The organism is Roseovarius faecimaris (assembly GCF_009762325.1).
In the GTDB taxonomy this organism is placed as follows: domain Bacteria; phylum Pseudomonadota; class Alphaproteobacteria; order Rhodobacterales; family Rhodobacteraceae; genus Roseovarius; species Roseovarius faecimaris.
Genome location: NZ_CP034348.1, coordinates 1,325,079 through 1,345,284, shown reverse-complemented (window position 1 = coordinate 1,345,284; position 20,206 = coordinate 1,325,079). Strand labels below are relative to the sequence as shown.

At 63.8% G+C, this 20,206-nt stretch carries 19 protein-coding genes; 8 read left to right on the top strand and 11 right to left on the bottom strand.

The window, feature by feature from the left end; translation table 11 throughout:
- Nucleotides 1-11: 11 nt before the first annotated feature.
- Nucleotides 12-1,187, top strand: a complete 1,176-nt coding sequence (locus EI983_RS07045) for a peptidoglycan DD-metalloendopeptidase family protein (protein WP_157706669.1) — start codon at nt 12-14, stop codon at nt 1,185-1,187.
- Nucleotides 1,188-1,369: 182 nt separating this feature from the next.
- Here the strand turns inward: EI983_RS07045 and EI983_RS07040 are convergent, their stop codons facing one another.
- Genes EI983_RS07040 through EI983_RS07015 form a run of 6 tightly spaced genes read right to left on the bottom strand, consistent with a single transcriptional unit; the run spans nt 1,370 to nt 5,438 of the window.
- On the bottom strand, nt 1,370-2,236 hold the full coding sequence (locus EI983_RS07040; RefSeq protein WP_157706668.1) for an SDR family NAD(P)-dependent oxidoreductase: 867 nt from the start codon (nt 2,234-2,236) through the stop codon (nt 1,370-1,372).
- On the bottom strand, nt 2,149-2,943 hold the full coding sequence (locus EI983_RS07035) for an ATP-binding protein (protein WP_425500904.1): 795 nt from the start codon (nt 2,941-2,943) through the stop codon (nt 2,149-2,151). Before EI983_RS07035 ends, EI983_RS07040 begins: the two co-directional genes overlap by 88 nt.
- 38 nt (nt 2,944-2,981) lie before the next feature.
- Nucleotides 2,982-4,028: a twin-arginine translocase subunit TatC gene (tatC, locus tag EI983_RS07030; RefSeq protein ID WP_157706666.1), complete on the bottom strand. Its 1,047-nt coding sequence runs from the start codon at nt 4,026-4,028 to the stop codon at nt 2,982-2,984.
- Entirely contained in the window at nt 4,025-4,597 is a 573-nt protein-coding gene (locus tag EI983_RS07025) for a twin-arginine translocase subunit TatC (RefSeq protein WP_157706665.1), read from the bottom strand. Before EI983_RS07025 ends, tatC begins: the two co-directional genes overlap by 4 nt.
- Nucleotides 4,594-5,211, bottom strand: coding sequence for a Sec-independent protein translocase protein TatB (tatB, locus tag EI983_RS07020; protein ID WP_157706664.1), 618 nt, complete (start codon nt 5,209-5,211; stop codon nt 4,594-4,596). The genes EI983_RS07025 and tatB overlap by 4 nt, the downstream gene beginning before the upstream one ends.
- Before the next feature lie 8 nt (nt 5,212-5,219).
- A complete protein-coding gene (locus tag EI983_RS07015) occupies nt 5,220-5,438 on the bottom strand; it encodes a twin-arginine translocase TatA/TatE family subunit (RefSeq protein WP_157706663.1) in 219 nt (72 codons plus the stop codon).
- 318 nt (nt 5,439-5,756) lie between these two features.
- Here EI983_RS07015 and EI983_RS07010 point away from each other — a divergent pair, with 318 nt between their 5' ends.
- Complete coding sequence (locus tag EI983_RS07010) at nt 5,757-6,530, top strand: SDR family NAD(P)-dependent oxidoreductase (protein WP_157706662.1); 774 nt, start codon at nt 5,757-5,759, stop codon at nt 6,528-6,530.
- 167 nt (nt 6,531-6,697) lie between these two features.
- The gene (locus tag EI983_RS07005) at nt 6,698-7,516 is read left to right on the top strand and encodes a methyltransferase domain-containing protein (protein ID WP_157706661.1); all 819 of its coding nucleotides are present in this window, start codon (nt 6,698-6,700) and stop codon (nt 7,514-7,516) included.
- Between the two features lie 5 nt (nt 7,517-7,521).
- Here the strand turns inward: EI983_RS07005 and EI983_RS07000 are convergent, their stop codons facing one another.
- The 5 genes from EI983_RS07000 to EI983_RS06980 form a co-directional block, all read right to left on the bottom strand.
- Nucleotides 7,522-8,475 (bottom strand): homocysteine S-methyltransferase family protein, encoded by a 954-nt coding sequence (locus EI983_RS07000; RefSeq protein WP_157706660.1) that lies wholly within the window; start codon nt 8,473-8,475, stop codon nt 7,522-7,524.
- 142 nt (nt 8,476-8,617) lie between these two features.
- Nucleotides 8,618-9,664, bottom strand: coding sequence for an ABC transporter ATP-binding protein (locus tag EI983_RS06995; RefSeq protein WP_157709017.1), 1,047 nt, complete (start codon nt 9,662-9,664; stop codon nt 8,618-8,620).
- A 155-nt stretch (nt 9,665-9,819) separates the two neighbouring features.
- Nucleotides 9,820-11,190, bottom strand: a complete 1,371-nt coding sequence (locus tag EI983_RS06990; protein ID WP_157706659.1) for an SLC5/6 family protein — start codon at nt 11,188-11,190, stop codon at nt 9,820-9,822.
- A 107-nt stretch (nt 11,191-11,297) separates the two neighbouring features.
- Nucleotides 11,298-12,413 (bottom strand): hypothetical protein, encoded by a 1,116-nt coding sequence (locus EI983_RS06985; protein WP_157706658.1) that lies wholly within the window; start codon nt 12,411-12,413, stop codon nt 11,298-11,300.
- Between the two features lie 4 nt (nt 12,414-12,417).
- Nucleotides 12,418-13,197 carry an SDR family oxidoreductase gene (locus EI983_RS06980; RefSeq protein WP_157706657.1) on the bottom strand — a complete coding sequence of 260 codons (780 nt, stop codon included), beginning with the start codon at nt 13,195-13,197 and terminating at the stop codon, nt 12,418-12,420.
- A 155-nt stretch (nt 13,198-13,352) separates the two neighbouring features.
- Here EI983_RS06980 and EI983_RS06975 point away from each other — a divergent pair, with 155 nt between their 5' ends.
- From EI983_RS06975 to EI983_RS06955, 5 genes are all read left to right on the top strand, one after another.
- Nucleotides 13,353-14,366, top strand: coding sequence for a Hint domain-containing protein (locus EI983_RS06975; RefSeq protein WP_157706656.1), 1,014 nt, complete (start codon nt 13,353-13,355; stop codon nt 14,364-14,366).
- A 99-nt stretch (nt 14,367-14,465) separates the two neighbouring features.
- On the top strand, nt 14,466-15,770 hold the full coding sequence (locus EI983_RS19215; RefSeq protein WP_198389388.1) for a peptidoglycan-binding domain-containing protein: 1,305 nt from the start codon (nt 14,466-14,468) through the stop codon (nt 15,768-15,770).
- Between the two features lie 98 nt (nt 15,771-15,868).
- Complete coding sequence (locus tag EI983_RS06965; RefSeq protein WP_157706655.1) at nt 15,869-17,476, top strand: peptide chain release factor 3; 1,608 nt, start codon at nt 15,869-15,871, stop codon at nt 17,474-17,476.
- Between the two features lie 135 nt (nt 17,477-17,611).
- Entirely contained in the window at nt 17,612-18,571 is a 960-nt protein-coding gene (locus EI983_RS06960; RefSeq protein WP_157706654.1) for a glycosyltransferase family 2 protein, read from the top strand.
- 179 nt (nt 18,572-18,750) lie between these two features.
- The gene (locus EI983_RS06955) at nt 18,751-20,181 is read left to right on the top strand and encodes a DEAD/DEAH box helicase (RefSeq protein WP_157706653.1); all 1,431 of its coding nucleotides are present in this window, start codon (nt 18,751-18,753) and stop codon (nt 20,179-20,181) included.
- Nucleotides 20,182-20,206 lie beyond the last annotated feature (25 nt).

The window sequence follows — 20,206 nt, the reverse complement described above, 5'->3', positions numbered from 1 at the left end:
ACCCGATCGAGATGAGACCCAGCCTTCCTTCCGCCCCGCAGCTTCTGGCCGGCACCGCGCTGCTGGCGCTCTCCGCCTGTAGCGAACCGCTGGATCTTGACCTGCGCGGCGCCTTTGGCGAGGCCCCCAGCACCGCCAGCGCCGCCCGCAACGCCACCGCCGAGCGCCCCCGCCCCGACAGCCGCGGCATCATCTCCTATCCCGGCTATCAGGTCGCCGTCGCCCGCCGTGGCGACACGCTGCAAAGCCTCGCCGACCGGATCGGCACCGATGCCGCCGCCCTGGCCCGCTTCAATGGCATGCAGCCCGGCGACGGTCTGCGCAAAGGCGAGATCATCGCCCTGCCAAACCGCGTGGCCGAACCCGAAGGCGGCCCGATTCAGCCCCCCTCTCGCGTCGATATCACCGCGCTGGCCGACGGCGCCATCGCCGAAGCTGACGCCGCGCAATCCGCCAGCCCCGCCCCCATCACCGCCAGCCAGATCGGCGCGGAGCCCGTGCGCCACAAGGTCGAACGCGGCGAAAGCGCCTATACGATCGCCCGGCTCTACAATGTCTCGATCCGCAGCCTGGCGGACTGGAACGGGCTCGGGGCCGACTTTGCCGTGCGCGAAGGCCAGTACCTGCTGATCCCCGTCGCTCGCGACGGCCAGCGCCCGGCCCCCTTCGATCCCTCCGAAGGCGGTCAGGTCACCTCGCCCGGCGTTGGCAGCCCGACACCGACGCCGCCCTCGGCCTCCAAACCGCTGCCCGACGAAGACACCGCGCCCGCCGCCCAACCCGTCGGCACCGTCGCCGCGCCGGACCTCAGCGGCAGCCAGACCGCCGCCGCCTCGGGCACCCGCATGAGCTTCCCGGTGCGCGGCGACATCGTCCGCGAATACTCGAAAGGCAAGAATGACGGCATCGACATCGCCGCGTCCCCCGGCACCCCGGTAAAGGCCGCCGCCGACGGCGTGGTCGCGGCCATCACCAAGGATACCAACGGCATCCCGATCATCGTGGTCAAACATTCCGACAACCTGCTGACGGTCTATTCCAACGTCGCCAATGTCGCCGTGACCAAGGGCGATCCGATCAAACGCGGCGGCAAACTGGCGGAAATCCGCCGCGACGGCACCGCCGCTTTGCATTTCGAAGTGCGCGAAGGCTTCGACAGCGTGGACCCCATCCCCTACCTGCGCTGAGCAGGTCCGGGCCTGGCCGTCCCGGTGTTCGTCCTGGCTGACGTACCCCCGCCGGAGGCACCCGACACCTGCCCCAGGCGCCGCTCCCGGCACAAGGGCGTCACCTCACCGCTGCCTCCGAGGCGGCGGCCACAGGCCGGCAACGAGACAAACCGGCGTGCCCGACAGGGCACTCCTTCAGATCACAGCCCCAGCTGGATCCCCCCCGCCACCGGCAGGTTGATGCCGCTCACATAATCCCCCTGCGGCCCGGCCAGATACAGCACCGCCGCCGCGATATCCTCCGGCCGCCCGGCCGCACGCAACGCCACCGCCTCATAGCGCCGCCGTTTCATCGCGTCGAGCGGCACGCCCTCGGCCTCGGCCAGACGGATATTCGACGCCTCATGCATGTCCGTCGCGATATAGCCCGGACAGACCGCGTTACAGCGGATGCCCATCGGCCCGAACTCGGCGGCAATCGTCTTGGTCAGGCCCGTGACCCCGTGCTTCATCGCCGAATAGGCCCCGAAACTCGCGCGCCCCCCAAGCCCGCCGATCGAGCCCATGTTGATAATGCGCCCCGCGCTCTTTTCGATCATGCCGGGGATCACCGCCTGCGCCAGCAGCATCGGCCCCAGAAGGTTCACCCTGAACGAAACCTCCCAGTCCTGCGCCGTCCCGCTCAGGAACGGGCCCGCCCCCTGAACCGTGCCCGCATTGTTGACAAGAATATCCACACCGCCATGCGCCCCGGCTGCGGCCACCGCTTGCGCAATCTGCTCCGCGTCGGTCACATCCAGCGCCAGCGCCGCGCCGCCGATCTCACCGGCCAGCGCCTCGACCGCCTCCATCCGGCCCTCCCCGGGCCGGTCGCTCACGATCACAAAGGCGCCCTCCGCCGCCAGCGCGGCCGCACAGGCCCGCCCGATCCCCTTCGGCGCCGAACAGCCCGTGACCAGCGCCACCTTGCCGTTCAGCGTCACAGGCGCACCCCGCGCCGCCCGGCCAGATCGGTGAAATACTGCCAGGCCACCCGGCCCGACCGGCTCCCGCGCGTCGCCTGCCATTCGATGGCCTCGGCGCGCAGCGTGGCGTCGTCGATCTCGACCCCATGCGCGTCGCAATAGCCCCGGATCATCGCCAGATACGCCGTCTGATCGCAAGGATGGAAACCCAGCCACAGCCCGAACCGGTCGCTGAGCGATACTTTCTCCTCCACCGCCTCACTGGGGTTGATGGCCGAGGACCGTTCATTCTCGATCATGTCACGCGGCATCAGGTGGCGGCGGTTCGACGTGGCGTAAAACACCACATTGTCAGGCCGCCCCTCGATCCCGCCATCCAGCACCGCCTTGAGCGATTTGTAATGCTGGTCGTCATGGGAAAAGCTCAGATCGTCGCAAAACAGCACAAACCGCGCCTTGCTCAGGCGCAGCACATTCAGCAAACGGCCGACGCTGGGCAGGTCCTCGCGCTGCAACTCCACCAGCTTCAGATCGGCCCCTTCGGCGCGCACCGCGGCATGCACCGCCTTCACGAGCGAGGATTTCCCCATCCCCCGCGCGCCCCATAGCAGCGCGTTGTTGGCAGGCAGGCCACCGGCAAACTGCCGGGTGTTTTCCAGAAGCGTGTCGCGCGACCGGTCGATGCCCACCAGCAGGGACATATCCACGCGGTTGACCTGCGCCACAGGCTCCAGACGATCCGGCTCCACATGCCAGACAAAGGCCTCGGCGCTGGCGAAATCGGGCGTGGGTTGCTCCGGCGGGCTCATCCGCTCCAGCGCGGCCGCGATCCTTTCCAACGCGTCACTCACGCCTTGGGATCCTTTTTGGCCTCGCCCTCATCGGCGTTGTCATCGGCCTCATCGGCGTCGTCAGCGTCGTCGAACTCGGCCAGAAGCTCATCGTCCAGCTCTTCGTCCTCGACATCCGCTTCGCCGGCCTCCGTCTCGGCCTCAGTCTCGCCCTCGTCCTCGTCCTCGTCTTCGTCGAACCACAGCCCCTGCGCGCGCAGCTCCGCCTCGCGCTTTTTCTCCACACGGCGCACGAGGAAGATCGACACCTCGTAAAGCCCGTAAACCACGGTAAAGAGAATGAGCTGCGTGATCACATCCGGCGGCGTCACCAGGGCGGCCAGCACCAGAATGCCGATCATCGCGTATTTGCGCACGCCGCCCAGACCTTCGGCACTGACCAGCCCGGCCTTGCCCATCAGCGTCAGCAGCACCGGCAACTGAAAGCAAAGGCCGAAGGCGATGATGAATTTCAGCGTGATATCAAGCGATTCGTTGACCTTCCCGAAGAAGGTGATCCTCACCCCCTCATCAGTGGCGGGCACCACCGCCGCGTCATCCGGCAGGGTCTCGACCGTGCCCGACAACAGGTTGGCAAAAATCGAGCTGACATCGGCAAAGCCCAGGAAAAACGCCATGGCCAGCGGCGTGACCACGAAATGCGCAAACGCCGCCCCCAGAAGGAACATCACCGGCGAGGCGACAAGGAACGGCAGGAATGCGTTCTTCTCCGCCTTGTAAAGCCCCGGCGCCACGAACCGCCACATCTGATGCGCAATCACCGGGAAAGCCAGCGCAAAGCCGAACACCATCGAGATGCGGAACAGCGTGAACAGGTATTCCTGCGGGCTGGTATATTGCAGCGTCGGTGACGGGTCGCCCAGCTCGCGCAGCTGCGCCTCGATCGGGTGCAGCAGGAATTGCAGGATCGGCTCGGCCACGGCAAAGGCCAGGACGATGCCGATGATAAAGGCGATCACACTGCGGATCAGCCGCGTGCGCAGCTCGGCCAGATGCTCGATCAGCGGGGCGGAGCTGTCTTCGATGTCGTCGCTCTGGCTCATGTCGTTGTCTCCGCGTCCATCATGCGCCTCGTGCGCATGGACTTGATCATCATCAGCGCCAGCACGGGCAGTTGCAGCGTCAAGACATAGCTGCCCGCCATCACCACCACCGCATTGGCATAATTCGTCACAAGGCCCAGATCGGCCTGCACTCCGCTGCTCATCGCCGTGAGGCTCAGCAAGGCCGGAGCAAAGGCAACCGGGGCCTCGTAAAAGATGGCAAAGACCGCGCCCGCCAGGGCGATCACACCGCCCGCAATGGCAAAAGGCGGAATCGCCTGCGGCGTCATCCGCGCCAGCGTCGGGGCCAGCACGCGCGCCAGCGCCGCCACAATCGACGGCATCGCACAGATCATCCCGGCCAGAAGGGCCTGCCGCAGATTCAGCAAAAAGGCCTCCTTGGATGTGAGGAACACCAGGGTGCAATCACTCTGCCCGCGCATGGCCAGCAGATCACAGAGCGGGGCCACGATCAGGTCGGTCACGGTTGTGCCGAACGTGAACACGACGACAAAGCCCAGCAAAAAGGCAAACAGCCCCCCCGCCGGACCCAGCAATCGGATACTCATGCCTTATCCCCGGCCGACCCTGCTGCGGGTTTTTTGGCCGCTGGTTTCTTGGCCGCGGCCTTGGGCGCGGGTTTCGCTGCCGCCTTGGCCGGGGCTTTCTTCGCGGCGGGCTTTTTCGCAGCGGGCTTTTTCGCCGGAGCTTTCTTGGCCGGGGCCGTCTTGGCCTCCGCGGCTTTCGGCGCGGGTGCCTTGGCGGCCGGTTTCGCATCCGCCGCCTCTGCCGCCGCGGCCTCGGCCTTTTCGCGGGCGATCCGCTCATTCGCCATCTCGGCCGATTTCTGGCGGATCTTTTCCGCCGCCTCGGCCCTCTCGGGGCTCAGCTTGGGCTTGCCCGAGTTCATGGTCTTCTGCGTGAAGCTTTCGGTCGATTTCTTGACCTCGTTCATCGCCGAGTTCATCGGGCGGGCAGCGGCGTCGAGGGTTTTCTTGACGTCGCTCATGCCCGCGTCATCGGCGGCATCGTTCATCGCCTGGCTGAACTCGCGCGCCATGCGCTTGGCCTTGCCGACAAAATTGCCGACAGTCCTGAACATGCCCGGCAAATCCTTGGGGCCCACCACGATGAGCGCCACAATGCCGATGACAAGCAGCTCGGTCCAGCCAAGGTCGAACATCTAGAGGCTCAGGCCTTGTCTTTGTCGGGGGTGACGTCCTTGGCGGCCTCGGCGGCATCCTCGGTGGCGTCGTCAAGCTCCTTGTTGCCCTCAGCCACGCCCTTCTTGAACGAGGTGATGCCCTTGCCCACCTCACCCATCAGCGAGCTGATCTTGCCCCGGCCAAAAAGCACGAGCACCACGACGGCGATCAGAAGAAGGCCGGGAAGGCCAATGTTGTTCAGCATAGTTTCTCTCCCATTTCCCGGCGCAGGTTGGAGAGTGCCGGGATTTTCGTCAACTGTATCTAAGCCCTATCAGGCCGGGTTGGAAGGCGGAATGCGCGCCAAATGCAGAGTTTTGCGTAAAATGACTGTTCTTCACAGCCTGATCACCTGTCCGCCCGCAACTGCAACGATAGGCGAAATCTTGGAATGGCATCTTTGCGGACCATCCAGACAATCACCTGCACTCCGGGCAAGGTTTGCTTTCGCATCAAAGGGGCTGCGAATGACGTCGCGCTGCTTTTTTGTATAATTGGATGCAAGTTTGGACAGGAATCGAATATGGAAATCTCTGGAGCTGTAGCTTTCGTCACCGGTGGCAGCGGTGGACTTGGCTCTCGAATCTGTAGCCGCCTGGCTGACGACGGCGTGGCGGTCGCAATCGGCTACAATCAAGGCCAAGAGCGAGCTGAAGAGGTCAAAACACAAGTTACAGCCAACGGAGGGGTAGCCATCACCGTTCAGGTAGACCAGATGGTTCCCGCCTCAATTGACGCCGCCGTATCCAGAGTTGTCGGGGAATTGGGATCGCTTGACATCCTTGTGAACAACGCGGCAATTGCGTCAGGCGGACATTCGATTGACCCGGGTGACCTCGATGCGTTCACCCCCGAAATCTGGGACGAAATGATGGCGGTGAACGTCAGGGGACCATACCTGGTCGCTCGCTCTGCCGCTGGTCACCTTCGCGCCTCGAAATGGGGCCGCATCGTGAACATTGGCTCTACGCTCGGTCACGGTGACTGGTATCAGGATAGAATATTCGCGCCCAGCAAGGCAGCGGTCATTCCTCTCACGCGCTTCCTTGCCGCATCTTTGGCACCGGATGTCACGGTAAACTGTGTTGCACCGGGACTGATGGTGGAAACCGCTTTGGGGGGTGGTGGACCCAAGCCAGGTGAAAACAACAAGGCATACGATGCCTGGCGCGACAGGTCAGCTCTGAAGGGTTTTACCGATATTGACGATGTTGCTTCCCAGGTTGTGAGTTTCTGCAAAGCGCGTTCGATAACGGGGCAGAGTGTCGGGATAGACGCAGGCGTGCACTTCCACTAGCGGCAGAACTCGGACATTGTTGGTTTGAGAACTCGATGTAATCAGCTGGCACGATTGACAGACCTCCTTCTCTGCCAGTTCGAGAGACATCTGTGGCGAAACGCTGCAGTTTTCTGTTACCCTCGGAAGCGTACCAAAAAACGGTCTAATCAACAGGGGAAGCTGGGATGGCAGATGATCCCTACAGGATTACCGATCAGATCGATGCCAGCATGCTCGAGATGATTGTGGCTCGACTCGAGGAACGTGGGAGAGATGCACGGTTCCTCGGGATGATCGACGATTACCTGGACGCGGCAGGTATTTCGGAAGCCAAAGACGTGCTCGATCTTGGGTGTGGAACGGGCGTCGTGGCCCGCAGGATAGCCGGACGGAAGGATTTCAGCGGCCGGATTACGGGCATCGATCTAAGCGCGCAACTTATCGCCAAAGCCCGTGAATTGGCCGCATCGGAAGGGCTGTCGCACAAGGTCCTTTTCGAGGTTGGCGATATACGCAGCTTTGGCTTCGACAACGGCATATTCGACGTGACCGTGCTGCATACTCTTGTCAGTCATCTCGACGATCCTGCCGCCGCGCTGAGAGAGGCGGCGCGCGTAACGCGGTCTGGAGGTGCGATCATCGTGTTTGACGGAGACTACGCCTCTTCCACGCTGGAGACGGCGAATCCGGATCGAGCAGGCGAGATTGATGCGGCAATGATCGAAGCAACGGTTACGCAGCCTCGCGTCATGCGGCGATTGCCCCGCATGGCTAAAGCGGTGGGGCTCTCGGTCGAAAGGTGTTTCTCCTACCTGATCGCAGAAGCTGGGACGCCGGATTTCTTTGCAGGCCTCGTTGGCACGATTGGCCCCATGCTGGTGAATTCCGGCGTATCTTCGGAAGAAGAGGCCGCGGCGATTGCCGAAGATCTCAGGACGGCCGCGGAAGAGGGCACATTCTTTGGAGCCTGCAGCTACTACGGATATGTCCTGCGCAAGCCCTGAGCCGGCTAGGCTTCGACCTTCCTTCGCAGGCTGTTCACGTTTTTAGCGATTTCGCCGAGGTGGCGTTCGTCCGTTCCACAGCACCCCCCAAGAATGTCAGCGCGTGGGAACCGGCGTGCTACATCCCCCATCTGTTGGCCCAGCTCGACCGGGTCACCGTCTTCGAGGTGACCGAGTTTGCACAGGGCGATCTTGTCCATCTTGACGGCGTTCGGGCGGATATAACGGAGCCGGTCGAGCCACGGGCCGTCATCGGCAAGAGCAGAGGCAAATTCCAGAGGGTGCGAGCAATTCGTACCGTACCAGGCGGCCGCCCCATCCGTCTTTTCCTCGATCGCCTCGATCGCTTCGCGCAGACTTGGCCCGGATCTGAGGCGACCCTCTGTTGTCAGGGTCAGGCTGATACCGATCGGAATCTTGATTGCCTTGGCTGCCCTGACAATGCCGATGGCCTCGGGGATATTGTTAAGCGTGAGGGAGATAGCCATGTCGGCGGGTGTACTCTTTAGCGTGGTCAATTGGACAGAATGATAATCCTCGGCTTCGGCCTCCGAGATCCCGCCCCCGGTTCCGTATGCATCGCCGCGCGGCCCGACACAGCCAGCAATGTAGACATCCGAAACCTTGCCTTCGTATTCCCGGCGCAAGCTGTCCAGAAAGCCGATTGTGCGGCGCTCCATCTCTGCCAGTGCCTCGGGCGTGTAGCCGAGCTTGGCGCCCCAATCCGGACTGGCGCGATAGTCATGGCCGAGGATAAGCATCCCGGTGTCGTGCTTATGGGCAACATCGAAGTACCGACGATAGATATCGCGGATCACGCGGTCGGCCTCCGGATTATCAAGAAGGGGGAACATCGCGAACTCGGGAAGCTCGAAGCCCCACTTGTAGAGTATGTCTGTCTCGGTTCCTCCCTCGGTCAGGTAGAACTTGTTCTCGAGTCTGGGTGGAAAGTCCTTCATCGAAAAATCCCCGCGCTTCTCCTTTTAATAGAGGCTAACACGTTTTGCGACACTTCCAAAACGCGGGCACTTCTCGTGCCGAAGGCACAGGCTGCTTTGGGCTCAAAGCGGTCTTTCAACCCCGCCGTTTCCTGCGCAGTCCCTACCCTTTCACCGGAAATACAAAACATTTGTCGCGCCGGATCATCAGCCACATCCGCGTGCCCGCGCGCGGTAGGAACACCCCCGGCACAGTGGCGCGGATCAATGATCCGTCATGTTCCATCCGAAACTCCACAAGGCTTTCATTGCCCATGAAGCGCGCGCGTTCGGCCACGCCGGATACCGCCGTGCCGTTCTCGATCGTGGGCGCGGGGCCCTGACCTGCCCGGTCGAAATCCAGCTTGATATGCTGCGGGCGGATCACGATCTCCATCTCCTGCCCGTCCTCATAGCCCGGTGTCAGGAACTGGCCAAACGGCGTCTGCGTCAGCGCCCCTTTGGAAACGCCTCGTATCACATTGATATCCGAGAAAAAGGCCATCGCCTCGCGATCCGCGGGCGCATTGTAGATATTGTAGGGCGCGCCGCGCTGCACGATCCGGCCCTTGCGCATGAGTGCTATCTCGTCGGCCATGCGCATCGCCTCTTCGGGCTCATGCGTCACCAGCAGGACGGCCGTGTCCTGCTCGCGCAAAATCTCCAGTGTTTCGTCGCGGATACCGTCGCGCAGCCGGTTATCGAGCCCTGAAAAGGGCTCGTCCATCAGCATGATCGACGGGCGCGGCGCCAGCGCCCGGGCCAGCGCGACCCGTTGCTGCTCGCCCCCCGACAGCTCATGCGGAAAGGCCGGGCCAAAGCCCATCAGCCCCACCCGCTCCAGCAGCTCATCCACCCTGCGGGCGGTCTCGCCCTTGTCCCCGCTAAGGCCGAAGCGGATATTGTCCTGCACGCTCAGATGCGGAAACAGCGCGAAATCCTGAAACATCAGCCCGATATGGCGCCGCTCGGGCGGCACCCGGAACACCGTGTCGCAGACAAGCTGGCCATCCACCCAGATCTCGCCCGCGTCCTGCATCTCCACGCCCGCGATACAGCGCAGCGTCGTGGACTTGCCACAGCCCGACGGGCCCAGCAGGCAGGTCACCTGCCCCGGCGCGACGCTGAGCGACACGTCATCCACCGCGACACGCCCGTCATAGCGGCGCATCAGATGCTTGATTTCCAGTCTTGGTGGGGTCTTGTCCACGCGCGCCTCGTGTTTTCCCGATTACTTTACTCGGGCATTCGACGAGCGCAATACCAACCCCGCCCGCCCGGTGCAAGTGTGGGCGCGATGGGTATTTTTGCCAAAAAGACGCAGGATCAGGACGGGGTGCGGCGCGCACCGGCGAAGCTGGCCAGGAAACCGACAGCCAGAACACACAGGCAGATCACCAGCAATTGCTCGTATTTATGCGCCTCCGGCAGGAGCGGCGCAAACAGGCCATCGCGCGCGAAATAGGCCAACGCCCCCAGCATCGCGGACCCAAAGGCGACAAGATAGGCCCAGAGCCGGATCTCGCGGCCCATCACCAGCCCCACCACCAGCACCGGCGTCAGAAACAGGCTTGCGGTGCCGCTGACCGCCACGGCGTCAAAGAGGCTCTGATTGCCCCACAGCGTCAGACCCGTGCCAAGCCCGGCAAAGCCCAGCATCGCCCAGCGCCCCGCGGCCAGGCTGCGCGGGGCAAGCCGCAGCTCCTCCACCACCAGCCGCGCCGAAGAGGAAAGCGCCGAATCAAGCGTGCTGAGCGCGCTGATGAGCAGCGACACCAGCAGCGCCGCATAAAGCCAGGGCGGGAACATCTGCGCCCAGGTGCCCAGAAGCTCGCCCTCATAGGCCGCCCCCACCAGCCCGGCCTGAATACCGAACATCCCGAAGGCCAGAATACACAGCGACGACAGCCAGAATGCATGCAGGAAGGACCGCCGCGTTGTTTCCGCATCCGCGAGAAAGCCACGGTCCATCATCACCGGATCATGCACCGGGTAGGAAAACACCTGCAAAAACGCAACCAGCAGAAGCACCTGCCCGTTCCACGCCCCGGATGTCCCCGGCGCGGTCAGCACCGCGCCCAGGTCAAACCCCGGGCTTGTCAGCAAGGCGACAAATGCGGCGGCAAAGACCACCAGGAACACCCCCATCTGCAATACATCCGTCCTCAGCGCGGCACTCAGCCCACCCCAAGCGCTATAGGCCAGCGCCAGCACCGCGACGATCACGATCGCCCCGGTCCCCGCCCCGGGCACCTCCGGCAGGGCGGCGGCAAAGATCAGGCCGACCACCAGCAGGTTGGCAAAAACCTCCGACAATAGCCGGAGCGCGATCACGAGGTTGTAACAGGCGCCGCCCACCGCGCCAAAGCGCCCGGTCAGCCAATCCTGCACCGACCGCGCGCCCTTCGCGCGCAGCCGCCCGACCACGAACCCCCCGGTCAGAAACGAGCCATAATAGGCCGTATAGGCCAGCACGCCCCAGATGCCGTAGAAATACCCCAGGATCGCGGCGTTCATCAGCGAGCGGGCGAAAATCCAGGTGGTCACCTGGCTCAGCACCAGCATCCACAGCCCGGGCGCCTGTCCCGTGGCGCTCTGTCCGCCAAAGAAACCCTCCACCGTGGCCCGGCGCGGGGCAACCGCCAGGCTGGCCACAATGGTAATCATGAAAATCAAAACAAGGGCAATATCTTGCATGGCGTTCTTAATCCAGATTACAGAGGTGTCATCCCGCCTCCTTATCAGCTTGCACGCCACGCGCCATCGCCAAATCAGCCGCCCAACGGCAATGTGATCCGGCGTGTTTACCCGGTGATGTCAAACGCGGCCTCCGCGCGCATCACGCCGTTGACCTGCACACTGATCCGGTGCGGTCCCGGCTCGACCCGATAGGTGGACAGCCCCGCCGCGATCCGCTGCGCTTTGATCAGGCTCAACCGCCCCCGCGCATCGAGCCGGGCCTGTTTGAGCTTGAACACCTTGCGCCCCGGTGCACCACCTGTCCGGTGCAGGTGCAGCACGTAATCCACCATCACCGGCAGGTGCGGCGGGCCGGTCAGTTCAACTCCGATCTGCAGCACCTCACCCAGCGGCAACACCGCAGGCTCCGGCCTCAGCCGCGCCGCGATCTCTGCTTCCGGATCATAGCCCAAAAGGCGCAGCGCCCCGGGATGGCCCGCCTTGACCAGCCCGCGGAGCGCGTGGCGGGTGATCCAGTCAAGCTCATCCGCCACGGCCCGACCCTCATCGCGCCAGTTTTCCAGCTTCGACACAACCAGGGCGGGGTCACTTTTTGATATATCATTCAAATGGTTGGCGACCGATCTTGTCACAAATCGCGCGCGATCCGCATAGAGCTCATCCAACAGCGGCAGCGCCGCACCGGGGGTCAGGCACACCCCCATCCCCCAGGGCAGGTTTGGCCGCGTCCCTTCGCTCACCAGCCGCCGGACATGATAATGCTCGTGCTCCGCCCAGACCTGCATCCGCGCCATCGCCCTCTCGGGCCAGCGGTTCAGCACGGGCCGGATCGCCCATTCCATCGAAAACCGCTGCGTCAGATCTTCGAGCAGATCAAGCAGCAGATCGGGATGATCCTCCAGCCCGGCCCAGACGGCAAATTCCCCGAGAGGCGCAAAGATGAAGTCGCCGAAATCATCGTCGCGCAATGTCGGATCCAGCGGTGGAGGCAAAGCAGCCCGGATCACCGCCACCGCCTCCGGAAAAGCCGCCGGCAAATGCCGCCCCAGACAGTCGGCAATCCAGGCGATGCGCGCTTTCAGCTCCAGCTCGGGCAGCCGCGCCATGACCTCCGCCTCAAAGCCTGCCGCGTCAAAAGGTGGCTGAAACCGCCCGGCCAGCCAGGCGATCTTTTCCGCATTGAACAGCTGGTCTTTGAGGGAAAACCCTTTCTGAGACAAAGGCTTACATCGTGGTGTTTACAGCGCCGCCATCCAGCAGCACGTTCTGCCCCACCATGAACCCCGCATGCTGCGAGCACATGAAGGCGCAGGTGGCCCCGAACTCCTCGATCGTGCCATAGCGGCCCACCGGGATCGTGGCACAGCGCTGCGCCTTGGCCTCTTCCATCGTGATCCCCTGTGCCTTGGTCACGCCGGTATCCAGCGCCACGGCGCGGTCGGTCGCATGAATGCCGGGCAGCAGGTTGTTGATATTCACCCCCTTGCCCGCCACCTGCCGCGCCGTGCCCGCCACATAGCCCGTCAGCCCGGCCCGCGCCGAGTTGCTGAGCCCCAGCACGGCAATGGGCGACTTGACCGAGACCGAGGTGATATTGACCACCCGGCCCCAGCCGCGCTCCATCATGCCGGGCAGCAGCGCCTTCATGAAGGCGATCGGGGTCAGCATGTTGGCATCCAGCGCGGCGATGAAATCGTCGCGGTCCCAGTCGTTCCACATGCCCGGCGGCGGCCCGCCTGCATTGGTCACCAGAATGTCCACATCGCCCGCCGCGGCCAGCACCTCGGCACGGCCCTCCTCGGTGGTGACATCCGCCGCCACGGTCACGACCTCGACCCCGAAATCGTCGCGAATGGCCTGCGCCGACGCCTCCAGCGCCTCCGCGCCGCGCGCGTTCATCACCAGGCTCACGCCCGCCTCCGCCAGCGCCCGCGCACAGCCCAGGCCCAGACCCTTGCTCGACGCGCAGACCAGCGCGCGTTTTCCCTTGATTCCCAAATCCATGCGATCACTCCCTTGGTTTTCCCAAGCCCTAGCACTGAACCCGCCCGGCTTGCCAGCAAAACACCCGGTCGTTGACCCGTTGCTGCCATAATCATACCGTAGAGATCACGCTTAACGCCGCATTGGCCCCGTTCCCGTTGGTTATCGGTACACGCATGTCACACAGCGCATCCAAACCGGCTCAATCCATCCGCGTCTATCAGGCGCTGGATTTCACCGTTGTGAACGGCGCCAATCTGGGCGATGCGATCTCGTTTGCCGATGAGCTCGACCTCGATGACCTTTATGAGCTACGCCGCAATGCACGCACCTATCGTCTGTCGCTGGTCTCGGACGCGGCGGGGCATTTCACCATCCACCCCGAGACGGATCTCGGCCGGGACGGTGCGCAGGTCTATCTCGACAGCTGCCTCACCCTTATGTCGACCAACGGGCAGACCACCGAGCTTCTCATGCTGGTCGAGGTGGACGGACAAAACAACGTGGCCGATGTCTATGTCTTGCCTCTGGCCCCGATCACCCCGCGTCTTGGCTATGCGCTGGTTGGCATCGACCGCGGGATTGCCCGCCAGAAATTCGCCGAAGTCGCTTGTGTGTCCTTCACCCGGGGCACCCATATCACCCTGGCCTCCGGCGCGCAGAAGCCGGTGGAAGACCTGACAGCGGGCGACAAGATTCTCACCCGCGATGACGGCATTCAGGAACTGCGCTGGATCGGCCAATCCACCGCCCGCGCGGTGGGCGAGTTTGCCCCGATCCGCATCCGCGCCGGGGCGCTGCACAATGAAAACGACCTGCTGGTCAGCCCCGACCACCGGCTGTTCATCTATCAGCGCTCCGACAAGCTCGGCGCGGGCCGCTCCGAAGTGCTGGTGCGGGCGCGCCACCTGGTCAATGGCGGCTCGGTGGTGCGCGAAGAAGGCGGATTTGTCGATTATTTTCAGCTGCTTTTCGATGAGCACCAGATCATCTATGCCGAAGGCATCGCCGCCGAAACGCTGCTGGTGGACACCCGCACGCGCGAGGTTCTGCCCCAGGATATCTCCAACGCGCTGGCACCCGCCCTGCCCGGTCACGAGGCGCGCCCCTATTTCGATTACGAGGTGAACGAGGCGCTGCTGGATCATCTCGATGCGGCCGAACTCCTGCGCCGCGCCTCCACCCGCTGAGCCTTTTCACGCGGCAACACACGGTTTCCGTCAAAAACCTTGATTCCCCGGCGAGCCCCGCTCTACTCTGGGAACGATTGCAAACCCTGGGGATTGAATATGACGCATTTTCCAAACCTGACCCTGCCCATGGCCGGTCTGCTTTCCGTCACGCTGGCCGGGGCCGCCGCCGCGCAGGACCTGAGCTCGCTCAGCGCCACGGATGTGGTCAAGCTACAGGTCGGCGCCGGTCAGACCCAAGATCAAGTGGCCGAACAGCTCTCCGATCAGGTCGATGCCGCGCAGGCCCAAAGCCTCGCCGCCCAGCTTGCCGGACAGCCGATGGACATCTCGAACATCACCGGCGCTCTGCCCATCCGCGAGCTGACCTATGATTTCGACGCCAAGACCTACAAGCTCTGCCTGCCAAGCTCTCTGCTCTACAAATCGGATGTCGATGGCGGCGCGGTCGAGGCACTGGTGAGCATCCGCTTCGACGGTCTGGCCGAGAAGAATCCCGACGATTGCCCGTTCTACAAATCCGGCTTCGTGCCCGGCGGCGCTCTCGGCGTGGGCAACTACATGGAGATCGAGGTCGACATGGCCACCGCCCAGAAGCTGCATAACGCGATCGTCGCCGAAACCTCGATGGCCAGCTTCACCTGTGAAGAAGTGGTCTTTCAACAGGGCCGGTTCGACACCGGGCCGACACAGCTCAAATGCATCACCGGCAATGTGAAACTGTCCTCCGAGGGCGGTGAGATGCTGGCCTATTCCGCCGCCGCCGACGATGACAGCTGGATCACCCGCTCCGATGACCCGGAGGACGCCACGGATATGGCCGAGAGCGACAGCATGGGCGACGAAGGCTCCGACGCCGCAATGGAGGATACCGCCACCGATACGGAGGCCGATATCGCCGCCGCCGCGGCTGCCGCGGCCGCCGCTGCCGCCCTGGCCGCCTCCGCCGATACGGGCGCCGACAGCGCGGCACTCGCCGTGCCCAAGGCCATGACCGAAGGCACGATCCTGACCGAGACCGCGCTCGAACTTGACAAGGCCGGCCGCATCCAGGTGCAGCGCCGCCTGAACCTGCTGGGCTACAACACCCGCGGCGTCGATGGCGTGTTTGGCCCCGGCACCCGTGCGGGCCTCACCCAGTGGCAGTACAAGAACGGCATCCCGCCCACGGGCTACCTCGCCGCCGACCAGCTCGGCGCGCTCAATGCCATGTCCGAGACGCTCTATGTCAACTGGCTCGCCGCCAATGCCAACAGCTCGACGACCACCAAGAAGTCGACCACCAAGCGCAAGGTCTGGCGCGGCGCCGACGGCTGCCTTCGCCGCGCACCCGGCAACGCCCGCCGCCACATCATCCGCGGCCAGTCCCGCTACTGCAACCGCCGCCGCGCGGGCAAGATCTAGACGCAAACACACGACGTCTCAAAACAGGCCCCTCCCCGGGGCCTGTTCTCTTTTGGGGCATATTGCGCGCGCCCCGGCTCCCCGCTATAGCCAGCCCCATGTTGGATACCGCCTCAAACCGCCCTGACCTGCCGCCCGAGATCGCGCGGCGGCGCACCTTTGCCATCATCTCGCATCCCGATGCGGGCAAGACCACGCTGACCGAGAAATTCCTGCTCTTCGGCGGGGCGATCCAGATGGCCGGACAGGTCCGCGCCAAGGGCGAGGCGCGGCGCACGCGCTCGGACTTCATGCAGATGGAGAAGGACCGCGGCATTTCTGTCTCCGCCTCGGCCATGTCCTTTGATTTCAAGAGTTTCCGCTTCAATCTTGTGGACACGCCCGGCCACTCGGATTTCTCCGAAGACACCTATCGCACCCTCACCGCCGTCGATGCCGCCGTCATGGTGATCGACGGCGCGAAAGGCGTGGAAAGCCAGACGCAAAAGCTCTTCGAGGTGTGCCGCCTGCGCGACCTGCCGATCCTCACCTTCTGCAACAAGATGGACCGCGAAAGCCGCGACACGTTCGAGATCATCGACGAGATCCAGGAAAACCTGGCCATCGACGTCACACCGGCCTCCTGGCCCATCGGGCTGGGGCGCGATTTCATCGGCTGCTATGACCTTCTGAACGACCGGCTGGAACTGATGGACCGCGCCGACCGCAACCGGGTGGCCGAGTCGATCGAGATCAAGGGCCTTGATGACCCGAAACTGGCCGAACATGTGCCCGCCGACCTGATCGAGCAGCTCCGTGAAGAGGTCGAAATGGCGCGCGAGCTTCTGCCCAGCTTGGACCCCCAGGCGGTGCTCGAAGGGCATATGACGCCGATCTGGTTCGGCTCCGCCATCAACTCCTTCGGCGTCAAGGAACTGATGAACGGCATCGCCCAATACGGCCCCGAACCACAGCCGCAAAGCGCCGAGCCGCGCCAGATTTCCCCAGAAGAATCAAAGGTTTCCGGCTTTGTCTTCAAGGTGCAGGCCAATATGGACCCCAAGCACCGCGACCGCGTCGCCTTTGTCCGCCTCGCGTCGGGCCATTTCAAACGTGGCATGAAACTGACCCATGTGCGCTCCAAGAAACCGATGGCCATTTCCAACCCGGTGCTGTTTCTCGCCTCCGACCGCGAACTGGCCGAAGAGGCCTACGCGGGTGATATCATCGGCATCCCCAACCACGGCCAGCTGCGCATCGGCGACACCCTGACCGAGGGCGAGGCGCTGCGCGTCACCGGCATCCCCTCCTTCGCGCCGGAGCTTCTGCAAACCGCCCGCGCGGGCGATCCGATGAAAGCCAAGCATCTGGAAAAGGCGCTGATGCAATTCGCCGAAGAAGGGGCGGCCAAGGTCTTCAAACCGGCCTTCGGCTCGGGCTTTATCGTCGGCGTCGTGGGGGCCCTGCAATTCGAGGTGCTCGGCTCCCGGATCGAGCTGGAATACGGCCTGCCCGTGCGCTTCGAGGCATCGCAGTTCACCTCGGCCCGCTGGGTGAAGGGTGACCGGCAAGCCATTGATAAATTTACCCAAGCCAACAAGCAGCACATCGCGCACGATCATGATGGCGATGTCGTCTACCTCACGCGTTTGCAATGGGATATCGACCGGGTCGAGCGCGACTATCCGGACATCAAACTGACCGCCACCAAGGAAATGATGGTGTGACCTCTCCCGGCGGCGCATGAGTATTTCCAGAACGATGAAAGTCATATTTGCCTCTTTCATTGTTCCCAAAATACTCCCGCCGGAGGCACAAAACTCTGTCTTGCACCGGCGCCCGTCTCATCGCACCCTGCGCATATGACAGAACCAACCTGGGGCGTGGTCTCGACCATCAAGGCCCCCGCCCGCGACATCCTGAATTTCGCCGCGCATCATCTCGATCTGGGCGCGCACCGGGTGCATATCTATCTCGATGAAGACACCCCCGAGGCCTTTGCCGCCCTCAAGGCCCATCCCAAATGCCGCGTGATCCTCTGTGACGCGGCCTATTGGCGCCGCCGCAAGCAACGCCCGGACAAACATCAGGCCCGCCAGACCGCCAACGCCACCCGCTGTTATCGGCGCGGGCCTGGCGTGGACTGGCTCGCGCATATCGACGTGGATGAATTTCTCTGGCCGCAAAGCCCCCTGCCCGGTCAGTTGGCCGCCCTCGGGGCCGATGTGCTCAGCGCCCGCGTGCGCCCGGTCGAGGCGCTGGCACCCGACCCCGACAGCCCCGCCGCGCCCGAGGTCACCTGGTTCAAAAGCTTCGCCCGCCAGCAAAAGCCGCGCCGCGCGCAAACCGCCGAGATTTACCCGACCTATGGCGCCTTTCTCAATGGCGGTTTCCTCAGCCATGTGGCGGGCAAGGTCTTTGTGCGTACCGGGCTCGACAAGATCAGCCTGCGCATTCACAACGCCTTTCAGGACGGGCAGATGGACGACGACGCCGCCGACCTCTCCGGCACGCTCCTCTGTCACCTGCACGCCAAAAGCTGGACGCAGTTTCACGGCGCCTATCAGTTCCGCCTCGCCCGCGGCTCCTACCGCCCCGAGCTGAAGCCCGTGCCCACCGCCGACGGTGCCGGCGTCAATATGAATGCGCTGTTCTCCATGATCGAGGCCGAGGGCGGCCAAGACGCCCTGCGCGCCTTCTATTCGGAGGTCTGCACCGCCACCCCGGCCCTGCGCGAACGGCTGATGGCCCATAACCTGCTGCACGGGTTCGCGCTCGATCTTGACGCCAAACGCGCCCGCCACTTCCCCGACCACGACTGATTGTTGCGCAATTGGCAACAATCACTGGTTTAGCTCATTGATTGTCGCACACACGCCACTGTGCATTGCCCTTTCGCGCATCTTGAGGTACATGGCCCGTGACGGGGCAGATATGGCCATTCGGGCCGCCCCAATTGCGACGTACGGGCCAAGATAGTGTCCGTAAACCACGGATACACATGACCAAATTTTCAGACCTGAGCCTGAACCCCAAAGTCCTCAAAGCCATCGCCGATGCCGGCTATGAAACCCCTACGCCGATTCAGGCCGGGGCCATTCCGCCCGCCCTTGAGGGGCGCGACGTGCTGGGCATCGCCCAGACCGGCACCGGCAAAACGGCAAGCTTCACCCTGCCCATGCTGTCGCTTCTGGCGCGCGGCCGGGCGCGGGCGCGGATGCCGCGCTCTCTCGTGCTCTGCCCCACGCGGGAACTTGCCGCTCAGGTGGCCGAAAACTTCGACACCTATTCCAAATACCTGCGCCTGACCAAGGCGCTGCTGATCGGCGGGGTCAGCTTCAAGGAACAGGACCTTCTTATCGACAAGGGCGTTGACGTGCTCATCGCCACCCCGGGCCGCCTGCTCGATCATTTCGAACGCGGCAAGCTGATCCTGTCGGACGTCAAGGTGATGGTCGTGGACGAGGCCGACCGCATGCTCGACATGGGCTTCATCCCCGATATCGAGCGGATCTTCGGCCTGACCCCCTTCACCCGGCAAACCTTCTTCTTCTCCGCCACCATGGCGCCCGAGATCGAGCGGGTCACCAACACCTTCCTCTCCAACCCGGCCCGCGTCGAAGTGGCCCGCCAGGCCACGGCCAGCGAGACGATCGAACAGGGCGTGGCCATGTTCAAACCCTCGCGCCGCGACCGCGCCGACAGCGAAAAGCGCAAGCTCCTGCGCGCGCTGATCGACGCGGAGGGTGAGAAATGCACCAACGCGATCATCTTCTGCAACCGCAAGACGGATGTGGATATCGTCGCCAAGTCCTTGAAAAAATACGGCTATGATGCCGCCCCCATTCATGGCGACCTGGACCAGTCACAGCGCACGCGCACGCTTGATGCCTTCCGCGGCGGTGAGCTGAAGTTTCTTGTGGCCTCCGATGTGGCCGCGCGCGGGCTCGACGTGCCCGCGGTCAGCCACGTGTTCAACTTCGACGTGCCCGGCCACCCCGAAGATTACGTGCACCGCATCGGCCGCACCGGCCGTGCAGGCCGCGAAGGCAAGGCGATCACACTCTGCAACCCGCGCGACGAAAAGGCGCTCGCCGCCGTCGAAGCGCTGATTCAGAAGGACATCCCCCGGCTCGACAACCCTCTGGGCACCGCGCCCCAGGACGAGGCCCCCGAGGCCGAGGCCCGCGAGGACAGCCCGAAAAAGCCGCGCCGCAGCCGGTCGCGCAAATCCGACAAAGAGGCCCCCGCGCCCGCCACTGCCGAGACGGCCACGCAAGAGGTCGGCGAGGACCAGCCGCGCGAAAAGCAGACCAGCAAACGCGGCGAGCGCGGCGGACGTGGCCGCTCGGGCGGCGACAACAGAACCGTCGGCATGGGCGATCACATGCCCAGCTTCATCGCCCAAAGCTTCGACGAACGCCGCAACTGACCTGCAAGGCGGGGGGGCACCCCGC